19 protein-coding genes and 1 riboswitch are annotated in these 18,772 nt (G+C 38.9%); of the genes, 13 read left to right on the forward strand and 6 right to left on the reverse strand.

Translation table 11 applies throughout. The annotated features are described in order from the left end of the window. Positions 1 to 72: 72 nt before the first annotated feature. The 4 genes from dksA to thiC form a co-directional block, all read right to left on the reverse strand. Positions 73 to 606, reverse strand: a complete 534-nt coding sequence (gene dksA, locus R2H34_RS01595) for an RNA polymerase-binding protein DksA (RefSeq protein WP_004916993.1) — start codon at positions 604 to 606, stop codon at positions 73 to 75. A 189-nt stretch (positions 607 to 795) separates the two neighbouring features. Further along, the gene (gene cpdA / locus R2H34_RS01600; protein ID WP_004958529.1) at positions 796 to 1,611 is read right to left on the reverse strand and encodes a 3',5'-cyclic-AMP phosphodiesterase; all 816 of its coding nucleotides are present in this window, start codon (positions 1,609 to 1,611) and stop codon (positions 796 to 798) included. A gap of 21 nt (positions 1,612 to 1,632) precedes the next feature. After that, positions 1,633 to 2,244 (reverse strand): NUDIX domain-containing protein, encoded by a 612-nt coding sequence (locus tag R2H34_RS01605; RefSeq protein WP_005403538.1) that lies wholly within the window; start codon positions 2,242 to 2,244, stop codon positions 1,633 to 1,635. A gap of 75 nt (positions 2,245 to 2,319) precedes the next feature. Next, positions 2,320 to 4,215 carry a phosphomethylpyrimidine synthase ThiC gene (gene thiC, locus R2H34_RS01610; protein WP_004916989.1) on the reverse strand — a complete coding sequence of 632 codons (1,896 nt, stop codon included), beginning with the start codon at positions 4,213 to 4,215 and terminating at the stop codon, positions 2,320 to 2,322. An 84-nt stretch (positions 4,216 to 4,299) separates the two neighbouring features. After that, a riboswitch (TPP riboswitch) is annotated at positions 4,300 to 4,419 on the reverse strand. 147 nt (positions 4,420 to 4,566) lie between these two features. Here thiC and phoU point away from each other — a divergent pair. Both phoU and R2H34_RS01620 read left to right on the forward strand, forming a co-directional pair. Beyond that, positions 4,567 to 5,289, forward strand: a complete 723-nt coding sequence (phoU, locus tag R2H34_RS01615; protein WP_075696858.1) for a phosphate signaling complex protein PhoU — start codon at positions 4,567 to 4,569, stop codon at positions 5,287 to 5,289. A 218-nt stretch (positions 5,290 to 5,507) separates the two neighbouring features. Next, a complete protein-coding gene (locus tag R2H34_RS01620) occupies positions 5,508 to 5,627 on the forward strand; it encodes a hypothetical protein (protein WP_004916987.1) in 120 nt (39 codons plus the stop codon). A 436-nt stretch (positions 5,628 to 6,063) separates the two neighbouring features. Here R2H34_RS01620 and R2H34_RS01625 read toward each other — a convergent pair whose 3' ends face one another. Next, positions 6,064 to 6,339, reverse strand: a complete 276-nt coding sequence (locus R2H34_RS01625) for an oxidative damage protection protein (RefSeq protein WP_004916986.1) — start codon at positions 6,337 to 6,339, stop codon at positions 6,064 to 6,066. A gap of 9 nt (positions 6,340 to 6,348) precedes the next feature. Next, positions 6,349 to 7,782, reverse strand: a complete 1,434-nt coding sequence (argH, locus tag R2H34_RS01630; protein WP_004957372.1) for an argininosuccinate lyase — start codon at positions 7,780 to 7,782, stop codon at positions 6,349 to 6,351. Here argH and R2H34_RS01635 point away from each other — a divergent pair. The 11 genes from R2H34_RS01635 to gspD all read left to right on the forward strand — a co-directional run bounded on the left by R2H34_RS01635 (position 7,773) and on the right by gspD (position 18,764). Beyond that, positions 7,773 to 8,915, forward strand: coding sequence for a sensor histidine kinase (locus R2H34_RS01635; protein WP_126132054.1), 1,143 nt, complete (start codon positions 7,773 to 7,775; stop codon positions 8,913 to 8,915). The genes argH and R2H34_RS01635 overlap by 10 nt on opposite strands. A gap of 57 nt (positions 8,916 to 8,972) precedes the next feature. Continuing rightward, a complete protein-coding gene (locus tag R2H34_RS01640; protein ID WP_004916982.1) occupies positions 8,973 to 9,713 on the forward strand; it encodes a LytR/AlgR family response regulator transcription factor in 741 nt (246 codons plus the stop codon). A 110-nt stretch (positions 9,714 to 9,823) separates the two neighbouring features. Beyond that, the gene (gene hemC, locus R2H34_RS01645; RefSeq protein WP_004916978.1) at positions 9,824 to 10,741 is read left to right on the forward strand and encodes a hydroxymethylbilane synthase; all 918 of its coding nucleotides are present in this window, start codon (positions 9,824 to 9,826) and stop codon (positions 10,739 to 10,741) included. A gap of 1 nt (position 10,742) precedes the next feature. Further along, a complete protein-coding gene (locus R2H34_RS01650) occupies positions 10,743 to 11,519 on the forward strand; it encodes a uroporphyrinogen-III synthase (RefSeq protein WP_042892805.1) in 777 nt (258 codons plus the stop codon). Next, positions 11,516 to 12,346 (forward strand): hypothetical protein, encoded by an 831-nt coding sequence (locus tag R2H34_RS01655; protein ID WP_005403543.1) that lies wholly within the window; start codon positions 11,516 to 11,518, stop codon positions 12,344 to 12,346. The genes R2H34_RS01650 and R2H34_RS01655 overlap by 4 nt, the downstream gene beginning before the upstream one ends. A gap of 6 nt (positions 12,347 to 12,352) precedes the next feature. After that, the gene (locus tag R2H34_RS01660; RefSeq protein WP_318342386.1) at positions 12,353 to 13,546 is read left to right on the forward strand and encodes a heme biosynthesis protein HemY; all 1,194 of its coding nucleotides are present in this window, start codon (positions 12,353 to 12,355) and stop codon (positions 13,544 to 13,546) included. 8 nt (positions 13,547 to 13,554) lie between these two features. After that, the gene (locus tag R2H34_RS01665; protein WP_004958542.1) at positions 13,555 to 13,986 is read left to right on the forward strand and encodes an acyl-CoA thioesterase; all 432 of its coding nucleotides are present in this window, start codon (positions 13,555 to 13,557) and stop codon (positions 13,984 to 13,986) included. A 382-nt stretch (positions 13,987 to 14,368) separates the two neighbouring features. After that, on the forward strand, positions 14,369 to 14,695 hold the full coding sequence (locus R2H34_RS01670) for an H-NS family nucleoid-associated regulatory protein (RefSeq protein ID WP_004958548.1): 327 nt from the start codon (positions 14,369 to 14,371) through the stop codon (positions 14,693 to 14,695). A 180-nt stretch (positions 14,696 to 14,875) separates the two neighbouring features. Then, on the forward strand, positions 14,876 to 15,619 hold the full coding sequence (gene gspN, locus R2H34_RS01675) for a type II secretion system protein N (RefSeq protein ID WP_005403545.1): 744 nt from the start codon (positions 14,876 to 14,878) through the stop codon (positions 15,617 to 15,619). Further along, entirely contained in the window at positions 15,619 to 16,467 is an 849-nt protein-coding gene (locus tag R2H34_RS01680) for a type II secretion system protein N (protein ID WP_004957388.1), read from the forward strand. The genes gspN and R2H34_RS01680 overlap by 1 nt, the downstream gene beginning before the upstream one ends. A gap of 41 nt (positions 16,468 to 16,508) precedes the next feature. Continuing rightward, positions 16,509 to 18,764 (forward strand): type II secretion system secretin GspD, encoded by a 2,256-nt coding sequence (gspD, locus tag R2H34_RS01685; protein WP_004957392.1) that lies wholly within the window; start codon positions 16,509 to 16,511, stop codon positions 18,762 to 18,764. Positions 18,765 to 18,772: the final 8 nt, after the last annotated feature.

Consider the following 18,772-nt stretch of genomic DNA (forward strand, 5'->3'; position numbering starts at 1 on the left):
GATATGCGAAAACAATGGGGTTTTAAAACTCGCAATATTCCTCCCTTTCTAAAGGGAGGTTAGGCGGGATGGTTATCCGTTGTTTTGCTTTTCTTTGATTTCAGCCAAAGTTTTGCAATCGATACATTGAGTAGCTGTTGGACGAGCTTCTAAACGGCGTAAGCCGATTTCGATACCGCAAGTTTCGCAGAAACCGTAATCACCACTTTGGATCGCTTCTAATGATTGCTCGATTTTACGAATCAGCTTACGCTCACGATCACGTGTACGTAATTCAATCGCAAACTCTTCTTCCTGAGTCGCTCTATCATTTACATCGGGTAAAGCTGTTGATTCATCTTGCATTGTGTTGAGCGTACGATCAACTTCTGACATTAACTCTGCTTTCCATGCATTTAAGATTTGGCGGAAATGCTCAAGTTGTCCATCAGACATGTATTCTTCATTTTTTTTCGGCTGATAAGGTTCAATCCCAAACAAGCTCGCAGTTGTACCGCCTTCAGAAGCTTTAGGTTTGGTTTTGCGTACACGTTTTACAGTCGATTTTTGTTCGTCGATCACTGCTGTGTGTTCGTCCAAGACTTGATTTTGGTTGTCATTCGCCATATAGGGCATTCCTCATCTTACACGTACTATCTATACGCAAAAAATATGGTGATATGCAAGTGTTTTTATAGAAACCTAAGATGGTTTTTTCCATCAAGGGTCGACATCATATAGACTTTTTCAGCAAGATGGTAGTCATTACTGTCTAGAATTAGTGATAAATCTAGGATGTGATTTGTAATCAAAAGTTTAGTCGTAACCTAAGACTTCTGAGCTACTCAAGCGTTGAGAATTACTTAGACGATGTACTTGTGTTTCAATCTCGCCATTTGCTTTCAAACGGATATATCGGTAGCCAGGGTGTTCTTCATCAAGTGCAAATTTTTCACTTTTCGGTTTGAACTGAATACATGTAGAAGGGGTCGAAAGGAATTCAACACCTTGCCATGATGTAATAGAGTCTTGATGCACGTGTCCACAAATAATTGCCTTAACATTGCTAAAGAGCTGAATGGTTTCAAGTAAATCAGAGGAATTTTTTAATTTATGCTGATCAATCCATGCAGATTGCATTGCAAAGGGATGGTGGTGACATGCAATTATGACATAACGATCATGTAGTTGAGTCAATAATTTTGGAAGTTGCTGCAATTGGGCATCTGCGATTTTGCCGTCAATACGATTCGGCTGAGCGCTATTTAATAAAATGACATACCAATTTCCAAGCTCAACAACTGTTGGAGCAGTCTTGTCTTGCTCATGGAATGGAAAATGATTGACATCATCGTGATTCCCAGGTGTTTGAAAAAAGGGAATGCTCAAGCTATGCATATACTCGAGATAGCGATGATAGGTGAGTGGCGTCGGGTTCTGAGCTAAATCACCTGTATGAACAATCAAGTCAATCTCAGGGTGTGTTTGACGCATCAAGTCAATTACTGCATGAAAACTTTGTTCGGGTTGCATTCCGACAAATTCTAAATGTGGATATTCAAGTAAATGAGTATCCGTAATCTGGATCATCACAAAATCTTTTTGTGATAATGTTGAGACTTGAAAAGTCACCGCTTTATCCCCTTCAGATTTTTATTGTTGTCGTAAATGCTGAGTAAGCCACTGCAATGCCATAATGACAGGTGCATTTCTCAACCGCCCATTTTTTAATAATAGAGGTGCATCAGAATAATCAAACAAATGAAGTTGAATGTCTTCACCTTCGTCTGGCATTCCAAACACGCCACCTGATGTTGGTAATTCAACATTTGCAACATATAAGTGAAAAATTTCTGAACATGCCCCTGCTGAAGGATAAAAGGTAAATAAATGTTGTAAGTCATGAACTTCACAACCCGCTTCTTCTAAGCTTTCACGGCGAATACATGTTTCAGGTGTTTCATCCCCATCTAAAACACCAGCAATCACTTCTAATTGCCAAGGTGAAACGGTATCGTTTAATGCGCCAATTCGAAATTGTTCGATCAAAGCAAAACGTCTTTGCTGATTATCATATAATAAAACACCAGCCGCTTCGGGACGGTGAATTAATTCACGATGAATAGATGATGAATAATTAGATTTATTAAATAATCTATGTTTTATCGTGACTTTCTCTACCTGAATGAACCCTCGAAATAAGTTCTCTCGAGATTCTATCGAAACGTCGGATGCTGAAAAGCTGGCGTGCTCAAGAATATTCATCATAAATTAGGATGAGATTGTACATATCTCATCCTAACCGAGAATGGTTCGTTGGAAAATCTTTTTTTAGTCGATTTACACTTTGTGGTACAGTTTTTGACCATGTTCCTGATAAGCGGTTTTCATTGCATTGAGACCTGCTTCAACTTCTGCATCTTCATCATTTGATTGATTGGCATTGTGTTGATTTTGCGCATAATCTCGCACATTCTGTGTGATTTTCATCGAACAGAATTTTGGTCCACACATCGAACAGAAATGAGCTGATTTATGAGCTTCTTTTGGAAGTGTTTCATCATGCATGCTACGTGCCGTATCAGGGTCTAAGCTCAGATTAAACTGATCGTCCCAACGGAATTCAAAACGTGCTTTAGAAAGTGCATTATCACGGACTTGCGCACCTGGATGACCTTTGGCTAAGTCTGCCGCATGCGCTGCAATTTTGTAGGTAATGATGCCATCTTTTACATCTTTCTTATTTGGTAAGCCTAGATGTTCTTTAGGTGTAACATAACAAAGCATCGCTGTACCATACCAACCAATCATCGCAGCACCGATTGCTGAGGTAATGTGATCATATCCTGGTGCGATGTCAGTCGTGAGTGGTCCAAGAGTATAGAAAGGAGCTTCTTTACAGACTTCTAGTTGTAAATCCATATTCTCTTTAATCATATGCATAGGCACATGACCAGGACCCTCAATCATCACCTGAACATCATGTTCCCAAGCACGATGTGTCAACTCTCCCAGTGTTTTAAGTTCACTAAATTGCGCTTCGTCATTGGCATCTTGAACACATCCAGGTCGTAGTCCATCACCTAAGCTGAATGAGACATCATAAGCTTTCATGATTTCGCAAATTTCATCGAAATGCGTGTACAAGAAGTTTTCCTGATGATGTGCTAAACACCATTGCGCCATAATTGAACCCCCACGAGATACAATGCCTGTGAGGCGATTTGCAGTCATAGGAACGTAGCGAAGTAAGACACCAGCATGAATGGTGAAATAATCTACACCTTGTTCAGCTTGTTCAATCAAGGTGTCTTTAAAAATTTCCCAAGTGAGGTCTTCTGCAACACCATCCACTTTTTCTAAGGCTTGGTAAATTGGAACAGTCCCAATTGGAACAGGTGAGTTGCGAATGATCCATTCGCGTGTTTCATGGATATTTTTACCTGTCGATAAATCCATAATGGTGTCAGCACCCCAACGTGTTGCCCATGTCATTTTGGCAACTTCTTCATCAATAGATGAGCCAAGCGCTGAATTACCAATATTGGCATTAATCTTCACTAAGAAGTTACGACCAATAATCATCGGTTCACATTCAGGGTGATTAATATTTGCAGGGATGATCGCACGTCCTGCAGCAATTTCTTGACGTACAAATTCAGGGGTAATTTCTCTTAAATTTTGTGCACCAAAATTTTGTCCTGCGTGTTGGCGCATATCAACGTCATGACGTTGGCGTTGATTCTCACGAATTGCAATATATTCCATTTCTGGCGTGATAATACCTTGCTTCGCATAATGCATTTGCGTGACATTTTTGCCTGCTTTTGCGCGGCGAGGATTTTGGATATGAGCAAACCGAATATCTGCTGTGCGAATATCTTTTAAGCGTGCTTGTCCAAACTCAGAACTCAAGGTTTCTAAAACATCTGTATCATTGCGTTCTTCAATCCATGATTGGCGAACTAGAGGTAAACCTTTGTTCAAATCAATTTGGACATTTGGATCTGTATAGACTCCAGATGTATCGTAAACCATGATTGGTGGGTTATGTTCGCCACCTAAACCAGTAGGAGTATCTGTGAGACTGATTTCTCTGAACGGTACTTGGATGTCTGGGCGTGAACCTTCAACATAGACTTTTTTGGAGGCAGGTAAGATACGGGTTAAATCTTTAGCATCTTGCTCATGTTGAGCAGAAATATCAGCAGGGGAAAGATTCGTTAATTGGTTCATTGCATGATCCTTATGTTTGGCATTAACGAATCAAGCACGACCAAAAACGATGGCGGATTTATCTCTTTGATAAATAAAGGCGAAGTTTTTGCTGGGCTTGATTCCTACGCAGGTGTTAACCTGATCAGGTTCAACGGTACTTGTCTTTAAATTGAGAATTAAGACAATCTCAGCAGTTTGTTAACTGCGCTCCGTCAAGCTAGGCATTTAGACTAACAGATTTTTGCTTTATTGTTGTATCAATTAACACCATTCGTTAATTGCCAAATCCATGCTATTGTCATAAAAGTTTCATCATAGTTATGGTTTAATCACCAATCATTTTTTCCATGTGTCTAGTGGAGGCATCCTGTGTGTCCAAGTAATCCAGTGTTAAGTCACCATATTTCTTCACAATTTAATGAAGACCTACAAGATGTTCATACCAAATTTATGACAATGGGCGGATTGGTAGAGCAGCAAGTTGCTAACTCAATTCATGCTTTATTAGACACAGATGCCAATTTAGCGATTGATGTTCAGTTTAAAGACAACACGGTGAATCAATATGAGCGAGATATTGATGAAGGTTTGACTTTAATTTTGGCGCGCCGTCATCCTGCTGCGATCGATTTGCGTATGGTGATTGCAATGAGCAAAGCCAATACCGATCTTGAGCGAATTGGTGATGAAGCTGCAAAAATTGCACGTATTGCTCAAAATCTTTGTGAAGAGGGTGAGTCACCACGTGGTTACATGGAAACACGTCATATTGGTAATCAGGTTCGTGTCATGATCCATGATGCATTAGATGCATTTGCGCGTTTAGATGTGGATCAGGCTTTGAAAGTTGTTATGGCTGATGTCGATATTGATCGTGAATATCAATCAGCGACTCGTACACTTATGACATATATGATTGAAGATCCACGTCATATCTCACGTGTTATTAATGTGATGTGGGTGTTACGTTCTTTAGAGCGAATTGGTGATCATGCGCGTAATATTTCTGAGCAAGTGATCTATATGGCGAAAGGTATGGATGTTCGTCATACTAGCATTGAAGAAATTGAGCAAAAAGTAAATCAAAAGTAATTTTGCACACCCAAAAAGATTTAATAGAAAGTGAATTTAATCAAAGTAAATCTGAAGCAGATTTTGATTAAGTTCACTTTTTTTATGAAAAACGGTTTGTTTGGATCATTTTGGGGTGATTTAAATGATCTGTTATAGTTTTTTTTGAAGGCTTTGTGGCTATATTTAGAATCAGTATTTTTTCAAAATAGTATTTTCAACCTAAAGGCGAGAATGCTATGAGTTTCCTAAAAAAGAAAAATAATGCGAGCTTCGTTTTCTTTATTATCGTTCTATATGCATGTCTTGGATTTGGTTTAGGATTTGTGATTTGGGAGTATTTCCTGCTATCTCCATAAGATTGCAGAAACGAATATGTCACACAGATATTTAGATAGAGTAAATAAAAAAATCCCAGACTTCGGGGGAAAAGTCTGGAAGAGAAATATCATGCATTGTTGAGATATTGGGGGTATCTCTATCTTTCTATAAGTAACTTTAAATAGAATCGTTCAATCTGTCATGTAGACAACTGTGTATACTCTGTAATCCTTTATTACTAGTGTAAAGATCACGTAAATAAAAATGATAAATCATAAGTGTTTTTAAATCAAAATTTGAACTTATGGTAAAAATAGCCTGTAATTTAAAAGATCAAAGTTGTCTTGCCAATTTTTAAATAAAAAAAGCAATGATGGAATCATTGCTTTTGACACAAGAAATTTTAAAAAACTAAGCTCCCCTTCTTAACTTGGCAGAGCTTAGCTGTTCGATAAGGGTAGAGCGTTACTCAGCTTATCCTTGTTCAGGCTTCCAGCCTTCGGCTTTTTCTACGCTTTGGTCATTGTTGAAAAATTTCTCGCGTTGTTCCTCGAGGAATTTTTTTGCATCTGGTTCAAATACATTTAAACGTTTTTCGTTAATCAATGTAGTTTGATGTTTTAACCATTCTTGCCAAGCTTGTTTAGATACAGTCTCAAAAAATTCTTGACCCTTTGCACCAGGGAATGGTGCAAAATCTAAACCTTCAAGTTCTTGTTGGTATTTACGGCAAAATACTTGTCTAGTCATGATCAGTCCTTAAGCGTATAGCTGTTCTAAGCGAGTGTGTGCACGAACAATTGCAGCTTCAACTTGTTTAGGTGAAGTTCCACCAATATGGTCACGTGCATTCACTGAAGCTTCTAAAGTCAAAGCTTTGTCAAATACATCTGCTTCAATCAGATCAGAGAATTGTTGTAACTGTTCAAGAGAAAGCTCAGACAAATCTTTTTCTTCTGCTACGCCAAGAGCAACTGCTTTACCAACAATTTCATGCGCATCACGGAAAGCAACCCCTTTTTTAACAAGGTAATCTGCAAGGTCAGTTGCTGTAGAGAAGCCACGTAAAGCCGCTTCACGCATAACTTCAATATTTGGTACCAGTGCTGGAACCATGTCTGCAAAAGCCATAAGTGAGCCACGAACGGTATCAATGGCATCAAATAATGGTTCTTTGTCTTCTTGGTTATCTTTGTTGTATGCCAATGGTTGACCTTTCATTAAGGTCAATAAGCTAATCAAGTCGCCAAAAACACGACCTGACTTGCCACGAACTAATTCAGGAACATCTGGGTTTTTCTTCTGGGGCATGATTGAAGAACCGGTACAGAAGCGATCAGGAATATTCACAAACTTGAACTGAGCTGAAGTCCATAGAATTAGTTCTTCAGACATACGTGATAAGTGCATCATGATCAAAGATGCTGCGGCATTAAATTCAATCGCAAAATCACGATCTGAGACTGCATCCAGAGAGTTTTCTGAAACTGCTTCAAAACCTAATAACTCAGCGGTATAGGCACGATCAATCGGGTAGGTTGTACCAGCTAAGGCTGCTGAGCCGAGTGGCATACGATTGACACGTTTACGGCAGTCTTGTAAACGTTCGGTGTCACGAACAAGCATTTCAAACCAAGCTAATAAGTGATGACCAAACGTCACAGGTTGAGCAGTTTGTAAATGAGTAAAGCCAGGCATGATAGTATGCGTATTTTGACTTGCTAAACTCAGTAAACCTTTTTGTAAGCGAAGTAATAAGCCTAAAATGTCATCAATTTCATCACGTAGATATAAACGAATATCTGTTGCTACTTGGTCATTACGACTGCGACCTGTATGAAGTTTTTTACCTGTGATGCCAATACGTTGAGTCAGACGAGACTCAATGTTCATGTGGACATCTTCTAAATCAATACGCCATTCAAAATTTCCAGCTTCGATTTCTGCTTTAATCGTGCTTAAACCTTGAATAATGTCATCACGTTCAGCTTCAGTGAGTACACCAACTTTCGCTAACATGGTTGCATGAGCAATAGAGCCTGCAATATCTTGTTTATAAAAACGTTGGTCAAATTGCACAGATGCTGTAAATTCTGCAACAAATGCATCCGTTGCTTCTGAGAAGCGACCGCCCCACATACCAGAGGTTTGATTAGGGCTTGCTGAAGATGAGGATTGAGAAGATGTGGTCATGGCGGCTCAGTAAAATAAAAAAGAGTATAGCAAATCCAAACGCAGATGCCGAAACTCGACGCAAGAAGTTATCGCAATCTCGTCAGATGAATTCATCAGGCACGTATTTTTTTACGAAAATTGGTCAATGGCAACACTTATTAGAACTAATTGTTGCAAGTAATGTATTGGCAATGGTTTTAGCATTGGCGGAAGCTCGCTCTTGGCATGCTTTGGAAGGTATTCGCGTTTTACAATACACCTTTTTTATTAATTGGGTGATTTTATCTTTTTCCGCATTTGTCGATTATTTTCAGGATTTCTTTACTAAGTTAAGTCAAAAAGTCGCTTTGACTTTGGGTTTTGTTGTCCTGCAAATCATTGTGCTGCTTACAACTTGCGCTGTGAATATCATTCAGTTTTGGGCAGCTCGATCTACTGGTTTTTCCGAAGATGTCTTATTTCATGGCGTAAGTTTGCATTTGGGGTATGGTATTTTATTGGGTGCTTTTTGCTTACGTTATTTATATATGCGTGAGCAATGGTTGCGTCAGCAGTACAGTGAGTTAAATGCGCGTATTCAAGCGATGCAAGCAAGGATTCATCCACATTTCTTATTCAATAGTTTAAATAGTGTGGTGAGTTTGATTTCAATAGATCCAGATAAAGCTGAAAATATGTTGATCAGTCTTTCTCGATTGTTTCGGGCCAGTTTTCAGGAGTTGAAACTGGTAAGTTTGGAGGAAGAAATTGATCTGTGTAGGCAATATCTCAGTATTGAGAAAATGCGTTTAGGTGACCGATTAACCGTAGAATGGAATATTCAAGCGACACCAATTGAGTTAAAACGAGCGACTATTCCATTATTAACGTTGCAACCTTTGTTAGAGAATAGTATTTTTCATGGGGTGGAAAAAGTTTTACAAGCTTCAACGATTAGCGTATTGGTTGAAATATTGCAAAATCAAGTCACTATAGTCATTACTAACCCCTATTCTCACGATAAAATAAAATCCAGAACAGGGAATGGTATTGCAATAGAAAATGTTGAACAGCGCTTGAAGGCTTATTATGGGCCAGCTGTGAAGTTTCAAGTGTATGGGGGAGTGTCGTTATATACGACTGTGGTGAGTTACCACGATCGAGTAAAATAATAAGTCCAGTTAACCATAAAAAATATGGATGATGTTAACGGTGACAAGGAGGAGAGGATGAAAGTTCTGATTGCTGATGATGAACCTCTCGCAGTAGAGCGTTTATCACGTTTAGTGACCCAAATGGGGCATGAAGTGATTGCGACAGCACATCATGGGCAAGATGTGTTAGATCATATTGAAAATGATTCACCAGATGTTGTTTTATTGGATATTCAGATGCCAGGGATGAATGGATTAGAGTGCGCTGAGCAATTGAGTCACTTGAACCCACGTCCTGCTATTATTTTTTGTACGGCATACGATCAACATGCATTGGAAGCATTTAAATTTCAAGCCCAGGGATATTTACTCAAACCTGTAGCCCAACAAGATTTACAGCAGGTTTTTGATAATTTAACTCAACTTACCCAAGCTCAAATGACGGGTTTAAAACAACAAGATCATATGTACGATACTAAAACTCAACGTCACCAAATTGCTGCGAAAACTTATCGTGGGGTCGAACTTATCCCTGTAGAAAATATTTATTATTTTTTGGCGGATCAGAAGTATGTCACCGTGCGCCATAAAAATGGCAGTGTATTGATAGACGAAACATTAAAAGATTTAGAGCATGAGTTTGCTGACCGCTTTATTAGAATCCATCGTAATGCGCTTGTTTCACTAGATTATTTAGAAGGTCTAGAGCTGGTTGCTGCTGGACAATACCAAGTTCGATTACGTGAACTTGAGGAGCGCTTGTCGGTGAGTCGCCGTCATTTACCAAGTCTAAGAGAGTGTATGCATCAACTATAATTTGTTGAAGCTAAGCTTGTTATGATCACTTTTTGCTTTTTTTACTTGCATTTTTAAATGATCAAGTTAAGTTTGGAGCAATTGCTTTGATCAATACTTAACTTAGATTTATGAAAACTCTAAAAATTGCAACTCGACAAAGTCCTCTTGCACTTTGGCAAGCTGAGCATATTCGTGCTCGTTTAAATGAACTTTATCCTGATTTAACGGTTGAATTGGTTAAGTTTGTAACCCAAGGTGATAAGATTTTAGATACGCCTTTGGCAAAAATTGGTGGTAAAGGATTATTTGTAAAAGAGCTGGAAGCAGCACTACTGGATGGGCGTGCTGATTTAGCTGTACATTCAATGAAAGATGTTCCGATGCATTTACCTGAAGGTTTAACACTTGCAGTGATCTGTGAACGCGAAGATCCTCTAGATGCTTTTGTATCGAATCAATATGCTCATTTTGATGAGTTACCACATGGTGCGAAAGTAGGGACCTCAAGTCTACGCCGTAAATGTCAGATACTTCAGCAACGTCCTGATTTAGAAATTATTGATCTACGTGGTAATGTCGGTACGAGGTTATCTAAACTCGATGATGGGCTGTATGATGCGATCATTTTAGCGAGCGCAGGTTTAAAACGCTTAGGTTTGGCAGAGAGGATTCGCCATTGCCTCGCACCTACATTGAGTTTGCCTGCAGTAGGGCAAGGTGCTTTGGGGTTGGAATGTCGCGCAGATGATCAAGAATTACTGGAATTAATCTCTCCTCTTCAACATGAAGTAACTTCAATTTGTGTACGTGCAGAACGTGCTTTTAATGCCTATCTTGAAGGTGGATGCCAAGTTCCGATCGCTGGTTATGCGACAATTACTCAAAATCAACTTCATATCGAAGGTCGAGTCGGTAGTGTGGATGGAAAGACGCTATTAAAAGAACAATTGTCAGGAGCATTGGATGAGGGAGAGCGATTGGGTGTGGTTTTAGCCGAAAAACTATTGGCACAGGGTGCAGGTGAGCTACTGAAAGCTTTATATTAAAATGTTATTCATCAATACGCGCCCTGAAGATCGAGCACATTCATTAAATCAAGCTCTGATTCAAGAGGGGATACAGGTTGAATCCTTGCCCTTACTTGAGTTGGTTGCTGAGCCATTTACAGCAGATTTGATGCAGTTGTATGATCAACTCAAGGCTTCGCAAGTGATCGTTGTGGTTAGTCCAACTGCTGTTGAGATTGGTATGCTGTATCTCAAGAATAGTGGGATTGATTTAGATCAACTTAAACATATTCAATGGATCGCGGTTGGGCAAGCCACAGCAGCAGCGCTAAAAACCTTTGGGATTGATAGTCTTGTTCCTGATGTGGAAAGTTCAGAAGGGATGTTGCAGCTACCGATACTTAGAGAACGTGTTGACTTAAATACAGTCGCCTTTTGGCGTGGGCACGGCGGACGTCAATTTATGATGCAACATTTGCAACAAACAGGCGTTAATATTCTCAACTTTATCCTTTATCGTCGCCAATGCCCTGAACTAAGTTTGACTAAATTTCCTAAACTCGTTTCTCAATTGGTATCACAACAACCAGTTTTTGTGTTGATTAGTAGTGAAGCAAGTTGGAGAAACTGGCAAAAGCTCACCGCACAGATTAGCAAAGAGTTGGATTGTATTTATTTAGTACTTGGTGAGCGTTTAGCTCAGGTATTGTGTCAAACGCAAAATCAAGTAGATTCTATGTTGAAATATATTCAGTTAGAAACATTAGCACCATTAGAAATTATTCATTCTATTCAAGGCTGGCAAGGACAATCATGAGAAAAATTGCTTATTTCATATTGGTTCTGGGTTTGGTGTGGTTGGCGAAACTCAGTTATGATGTTGCGCAATATTCTCAAACAATTCCTCAGCTTCAACAGCAGTTGGTTCAATCACAGCAACAATACTCTTTGTTAAATGACCAATTAGTGGGTTTGCAACGACAACTGCAAGACAAAAACACCTCAAATACCAATAATAAACTTGTAACTACACCGATAACGATTGATGGTATTGCTCCCGCCGTTGTAATCAAGCAAAAACTACAATTAGTGCAGTTTGCTGTAGATCAGCAACAATTTATTTTTGCGCTAGAACAGTTGAATCAGTTGCAACAACAAATGGCTCAACATCAAGTTTCACCAGCATTGCAGCATGGTCTTATCAAAGCGATGGAACAAGATAAGCAAAACATTCAACAATATGTATTGCTGCAAACTCAGCAGCGTCAGCAGTTTGATACGTTGTTGCAGTATTTAGATCAGCAGCTTCAGCAAGAAATGCAGAAACCCGATATTCGACTGCAGAAAAACAGTGAACGTTCATGGTGGCAATGGTTCAAATTTGAAAAGGTGCAACGCACTCCACCAGACTTAATCCAACGAAGTATTTTACTAAAAGAGGCTCAATTAAGATTATTACTTGCAGAGCAAGCATTGCATTTAAATCAAGCCACTGAATATCGCAAGTCAATGCAAGAAGTTATGCTGCTTTTAGAGGATTTGCCAGATCGTAGTAGTCAGCAAATGAAACTACGTGTGCAGAAAATGCTTAATCTTCCCGTTGTTCCTGCTCCGAAACTAACGACTCTCGGTTTGCTAGGGTAGTCTGATATGAAGCATTTATTGAAGATATATTTCCTTGCAACCCTTAGCTTATTCGCTATTTTTTCAGTCTTTAGCTATGGTTACGGTAGTGGTTACGCTTATATCTATTGGCGGGACTGGCAGTTTCAAAGTAGCTTTTGGGGATTAGTAACTTGCTTTATTCTTGTGAGCTTCATCGCTCAGGCAGGATGGTTATTAGCAAAAAGATATCTCGCACAACAGCAAAGACAGAAAGATACAATTCTTCGATTTAAAGATTTACATCCTTATGAGCAGCTTGGCATCGTTTGGTTATTAGATGCTGCCAAAGATCAGCAAGTGTTCATTGAGCGAGTTTTCACACAGTCAGGTTTATTGAGTAATATCGTTGATGCTCAATTTGATTATCGCAATGGTGATTATGAAACCGCATTGATGAATCTAGAAAAGTCAGCCCCTATGGCTTTTGAACTTGCTGAATTGCTTAGAGTGGATATTTTTCTAGAGCGACAAGAAACAGAGAAAGCACTTACACATTTGGAATTTCTCGCACAACATCAACTATCCCCTTGGCTAAGCGAAATTGAAACGGCATATCAGCAAAAAATAACCAGTTTGTGGGGTAAATTGGCCTTACAAAAGCCATGGGTGTTTTTACAAAGTACTCAACATGGGCTGCTAGATGCAGAACATCGTGATCTTTGGTTGCAGCAATTATTAATTCAATTTGATCAAGCTACTGTCGATGATTTAGGTGTACTTCAACAACGTTACATGATGCTGCATTCAGAAATCAAAGCACGGCCTTATACCAGTAAAGTACTTTGGTTAAAATTATTGGCTCGAATGCCTGAAATGAGTCTCCAGCACGGGGAGCTTGCCTTACATCTATTGCAAGAGCATTTTGATCCTGAAGTATTTTATTTGTGGTTTCAACAACAGCTACTTAAGCAAATTCCTGATTATGCTTATGTTGAACAACGAATTATGGAGTTGGAGCAAAAATATACCAGCGTTCCAATGCTGGCTTTTGCAAAATGGCATATATTTATGGCGACAGATCGCCAGACTGATGCAGCACAATTGTTGGATTTATATCCTGATAATATTTTAATGAGTTATTTAAGGATTAAATCCATCTTGGGTGATGATTCTGATTTAATCAGACAGTTGAATTTAATCTTTGAAAATGATGTTAATTTTCTTAACTTTAAGATATGAGTGAAATAATGAAAGAGCTGTCTGTCTATCCAGTAATTCTTGAGCAAGCTGTTGCATGGGGGGATATGGATGCTTTTGGACATGTAAATAATGTTCAATATTATCGATATATTGAAAGTGCACGAATTGCTTATTTAATGAAATTAAACATATTCGATGAGGATATATTGACGGTTGTTGCTTCGAGTCAATGTAAATATTTAAGCCCAGTATTTTATCCTGATGTGCTGCATATTGGTGCAAGAATTGAAGAGTTAAGAAATAGTGCGTTTAGAATGCATTATGTTTTATGGAGTCGTGATCAAGCTCAAGTGGTTGCAACTGGTGAGGCCGTCATGGTGTGTGTTGGCAAACATGATTCAAAGAAAATTAATATACCTACCGAGATTCGTAATCGTATTATAACGTTGGAATCAAGTGTTGGACATCATATTGAATAATATGTAAAGACAGTTATGTATAATTTTATCTAAGTCATATTTATTGAGTTGTATCGAGGTGCAATTCAATAAATTTTTTAAAATAAAACTTACTTATAAATCTAGATTAAGTTTATTTTAAGGTGGGTTTTGAATTGATATTTTAAGAAATAATAACAATAAAATATGAAGTTAAAAGAATGGTAAAATGTGCTGTAATATTTGATGTGAACAAAGTTTCTTTGTTTTATTGTAAATAATAGCTGATTTAAGTGAATGCTGTGATTAAGTTGACTATTTTAATATTGATTATCTAATTACATATAAATTAATATTGAGTTGAATTTTTAATTCATTTTATTTTTTGAGTGATATATTTCCCTTTTGAGTTGGAGTGGTTCTAATGAAACCAGATATTAGTGATTTATCTGTTGAAGATCTCAAGCGTTTGCAAGCTGAAGCTGAAGCTTTAATTGCAAGCAAAAAAGATCAAGCAATTGAAGATGCTTATAATCAAATTATTGCGATTGCTGAAAACGTTGGATACAGCGTTGAAGAGCTTTTGGAGCTTGGTGAGCAAAAACGTAAGAAAACAACCCGTAAAGCTGTTGAGCCGCGTTACCGTAATAAAAATAATGCAGAAGAAACTTGGACAGGTCGCGGTAAGCAGCCACGTTGGTTAGTTGCAGAATTAGAGAAAGGTGCAAAACTTGAAGATTTCTTAATCTAAGTCAAGTTTTAAAGTCATCGTATTGTCATAAGGTGATTTTATTCTTTATTAAAAAGCCAGGCTTAAAAAGCTTGGTTTTTTTATATGAGAGAATTGGCGATGTTGAAAAAGTATGCATAATGTCAATCAGAGGGCGAGTGTCTCGACAAGGATGATATTTTGCGTGTTGGTAAGGGTGGAATGAAGAAAAAAACAAAACAATGGAGATGGTGGATTTTCGCCGTTTTTGCATTCTTAATTTTTATTATTTTACAAATTCCAGCAACATGGTTAATTGCTAAGTTTTCTAAAGATAATCAAATATTACATAATGTTAGTGGCAATATCTGGCAGGGACAGGCGGATTGGCAGCGTGGTCAACTGCGAGGAACTGTCCATTGGAAAACTAGACCTCTAGATTTATTGTTATTACGTGTTGGTGCAAATCTCGATATACACAGTGGAAATACCCAATTTAATGGTGTTTTTGGTTATGGATTTGGTAAAAAAATCATGATCAAGAATCTTCAAGGTGAAGTTTCACCTGAAACCTTAAAGTATTTTGCAAATTGGCAGTGGCCTGAGAACGCGATTCAATTAAAAGATGTTCAGTTAAATTATCAAAAAGAAAAAGGATTTAGTGCTGCGGAAGGGCAGCTAAACTGGGGTGGTGGTGAATTGAATTATACATTCGGTCAACGTCAAGATCGTATGAATATGCCTTCATTAATGGCTGAAATAAAAGATGAAAATGGTCAGCTACAAGTAGATGTACGTGATCAGCGTAGTCAAAAAATGGCAAATCTAAGTCTAGACCCTAGTTTGATGCTTGATGTGCAATTGACGCAACGAATGCTTTTGAATATTCCATCATATGAAGGAAAAGCTGGTTTAGACACTTACGTGATTAGCTCACGTCAACCACTCATGCAGGGTGGCTTCTGATGAAACAATTTGCTCAAAAGATTCAACAATTGAGATGGCAGAAATTAGACAAGCTAGGTGCGTTGGTGTTGGTAATATTAGTGCTATGGCTATGTTGGAAGTTGGCTTCTTTATTTTGGTTTGTTGTCGCACCGCCGCAGCCGATGCAGTTTGATCGAGTTGAGTTGGGTTCGCAGCAAGCTCAAGTACCCAACATTAGTTCGTTTGCATTATTTAACGAACCCGCAGCAGTTTCTGCTCAAGATAATGTTAATTTAGAGTTGCAGGGTGTTTTGCTAGGTTATCCAAGTTATTTATCCTCTGCTGTCATTAAACTCAATGATGTTGCTGAACGTTATCGTGTCGGTGAGACGATTGGCTCAACGTCCTACCAACTTGCAGAGGTTTATTGGGATCATGTGATTCTTAGGCAAGGAAATGGTGCTACACGAGAAGTTAAATTCAAAGGTCTAGAAAACGGCTTATATCAACCGATAGCACCCGTTTTAAATGAAAGTATGAATAATCAGCCAACTCAAATGCAGCCCCAAGCACCTTCTCAAAGTTCTCCGCAATCTGCTTTAGGTCAAGCGATACAGCAGATGCAAGATAACCGAGAGCAGTATTTAAAAAATATGGGTGTGACTGGCGGCGGTTCAGATGGTTATGAAATCTCTGATCGAACACCATCGAACTTGAAAAACACATTAGGTTTGCGTTCAGGTGATCGTATTCTGTCGATTAATGGTCAAACTGTTGGGCAAGGGCTAAGCGAAGTACAATTATTAGAGCAAGTACGTCGTGAAGGGCATGCCAAAATAGAAATAAAACGTGGTGATCAAGTGATGACCATACAACAAAGTTTTTAGTGATAACACGTCACCACATAAGTTAGGAATAAGTGCAGGTTATGGCTTTTTTAAATCATCAACGTCCACTTTGGGCATTACTTGCCGCAGCACCTTTAGCCGCGTCAATCAGTACCCATGTGCAAGCACAAACATGGAAGATCAATTTACGTGATGCGGACTTAACAGCATTTATTAATGAAGTTGCAGATATTACGGGGAAAAACTTTGCGGTTGATCCTCGTGTACGTGGTAACGTCACGGTGATTTCAAATAAGCCTTTAAATAAAGATGAGGTTTATGACCTATTTTTAGGTGTTTTGAATGTTAACGGTGTTGTGGCTTTACCATCGGGAAATACTGTAAAACTTGTTCCTGATAGCAATGTGAAAAATTCTGGTATCCCATATGATTCACGCAGTCGTGCGGGTGGAGACCAAATCGTTACACGTGTGATTTGGCTGCAAAATACCAACCCTAATGATTTGATTCCTGCACTTCGTCCTCTGATGCCACAATTCGCGCATTTAGCTGCTGTAGCAGGAACAAATGCGCTGATTGTTTCTGATCGTGCCGCAAATATTTATCAGTTAGAAAATATTGTGCGTAATCTTGATGGCACAGGCCAGAATGATATTGAAGCGATTAGTTTGCAATCAAGCCAAGCAGAAGAAATTATTGGTTTGCTAGAAACGATGAGTGCAACAGGCGCATCTAAAGATTTTATTGGCTCACGTGTACGCATTATTGCGGATAATCGGACTAATCGCATTTTGATTAAGGGTGATCCTGATTCGCGTAAACGTTTACGTCAAATGATCGAAATGTTGGATGTGCCTTCGGCAGATCGTTTGGGCGGTTTGAAGGTTTTTCGTTTGAAATACGCCAGTGCAAAAAACTTAGCTGAAATTTTGCAAGGCTTGGTCACTGGTCAATCAGTTTCATCGTCTTCAGCATCAAATAATGCAGGCTCATCAAATAACCCAATCAATAACCTTGTTTCAAACAATCAAAGCTCAAATTCAACATCTGGATCATCTTCCTCGATTTCCACGCCTTCAATTAATTTGAATAGCGGCTCAAATAATCAAAATGCAGGTGTTTCAAGCTTTAATGGAAATGGTGTTAGCATTATTGCGGACAGTACGCAGAATGCATTGGTAGTTAAAGCGGATCCTCAGTTAATGCGTGAAATTGAGGCCGCGATCCAGCAATTAGATATACGTCGTCAACAGGTGCTGATCGAAGCGGCAATTATTGAAGTTGCTGGTGATGATGCAGATCAATTGGGTGTTCAGTGGGCATTGGGTGATATAAGTAGTGGTATTGGATTAATAAACTTTACCAATGTTGGATCTAGTTTATCAAAACTAGCTGCTGGATATTTGACAGGTGGAGCGGCTGGTTTGGGTTCTGCAATTGGGGCTGGTTCTTCGATTGTAGTGGGTGACTATAAAGAAGGTGCGAATGGTTCACGTAAGCTTTATGGTGCATTGATTCAGGCGCTAAAAAGTAATACGAAATCCAATCTTCTTTCTACACCATCTATTGTGACGATGGATAATGAAGAAGCCTATATTGTTGTGGGTCAAAATGTGCCATTCGTAACAGGTTCTGTGACGACTAATAGTACAGGTGTGAATCCATACACCACTGTTGAACGTAAGGATGTGGGTGTAACGCTAAAAGTTGTACCGCATATTGGTGAAGGTGGTTCTGTTCGGTTAGAGGTTGAGCAAGAAGTCTCTGCTGTACAGGAAAGTCGCGGTCAAGCAACTGATTTGGTGACCAGTAAGCGTGCCATCAAAACTTCGGTTTTAGCTGATCATGGTCAAACGGTTGTTCTGGGCGGTTTGATTTCCGACAATTCAATCCATTCGAGACAAGGATTGCCTGTCTTAGGCGATATTCCTTATCTTGGGCGATTATTCCGTGCAGACAGTAAAACCAATGAAAAACGTAATCTCTTGGTTTTCATTCACCCAACGATTGTTGGTGATTCGGATGATGTGCGTCGAATTTCTCAACAACGTTACAATCAGCTTTATAGCTTGCAGCTAGCTATGGATAAAAATGGTAATTTTGCTAAGTTACCTGAAAATGTGGCTGATATTTATCGTCAACAACCGTTAAATACTACGTCACCGTATCAAAAGGTTCCAACAGCAACACAAAATCAAAGTAGTGTCGTAACTACACCTGTAGCGACTATAGAACCCCAGGTACAACAGCAATCTATTCAGCTGCCAGCAAAATCGACTGAGCGTAGTAAGAATACAGTGACAACTACGACGATTCGTTCGGCATCTTCACAGTAGATGCACAG

The organism is Acinetobacter sp. 16 (assembly GCF_033439925.1).
Classification (GTDB): Bacteria; Pseudomonadota; Gammaproteobacteria; order Pseudomonadales; family Moraxellaceae; genus Acinetobacter; species Acinetobacter junii.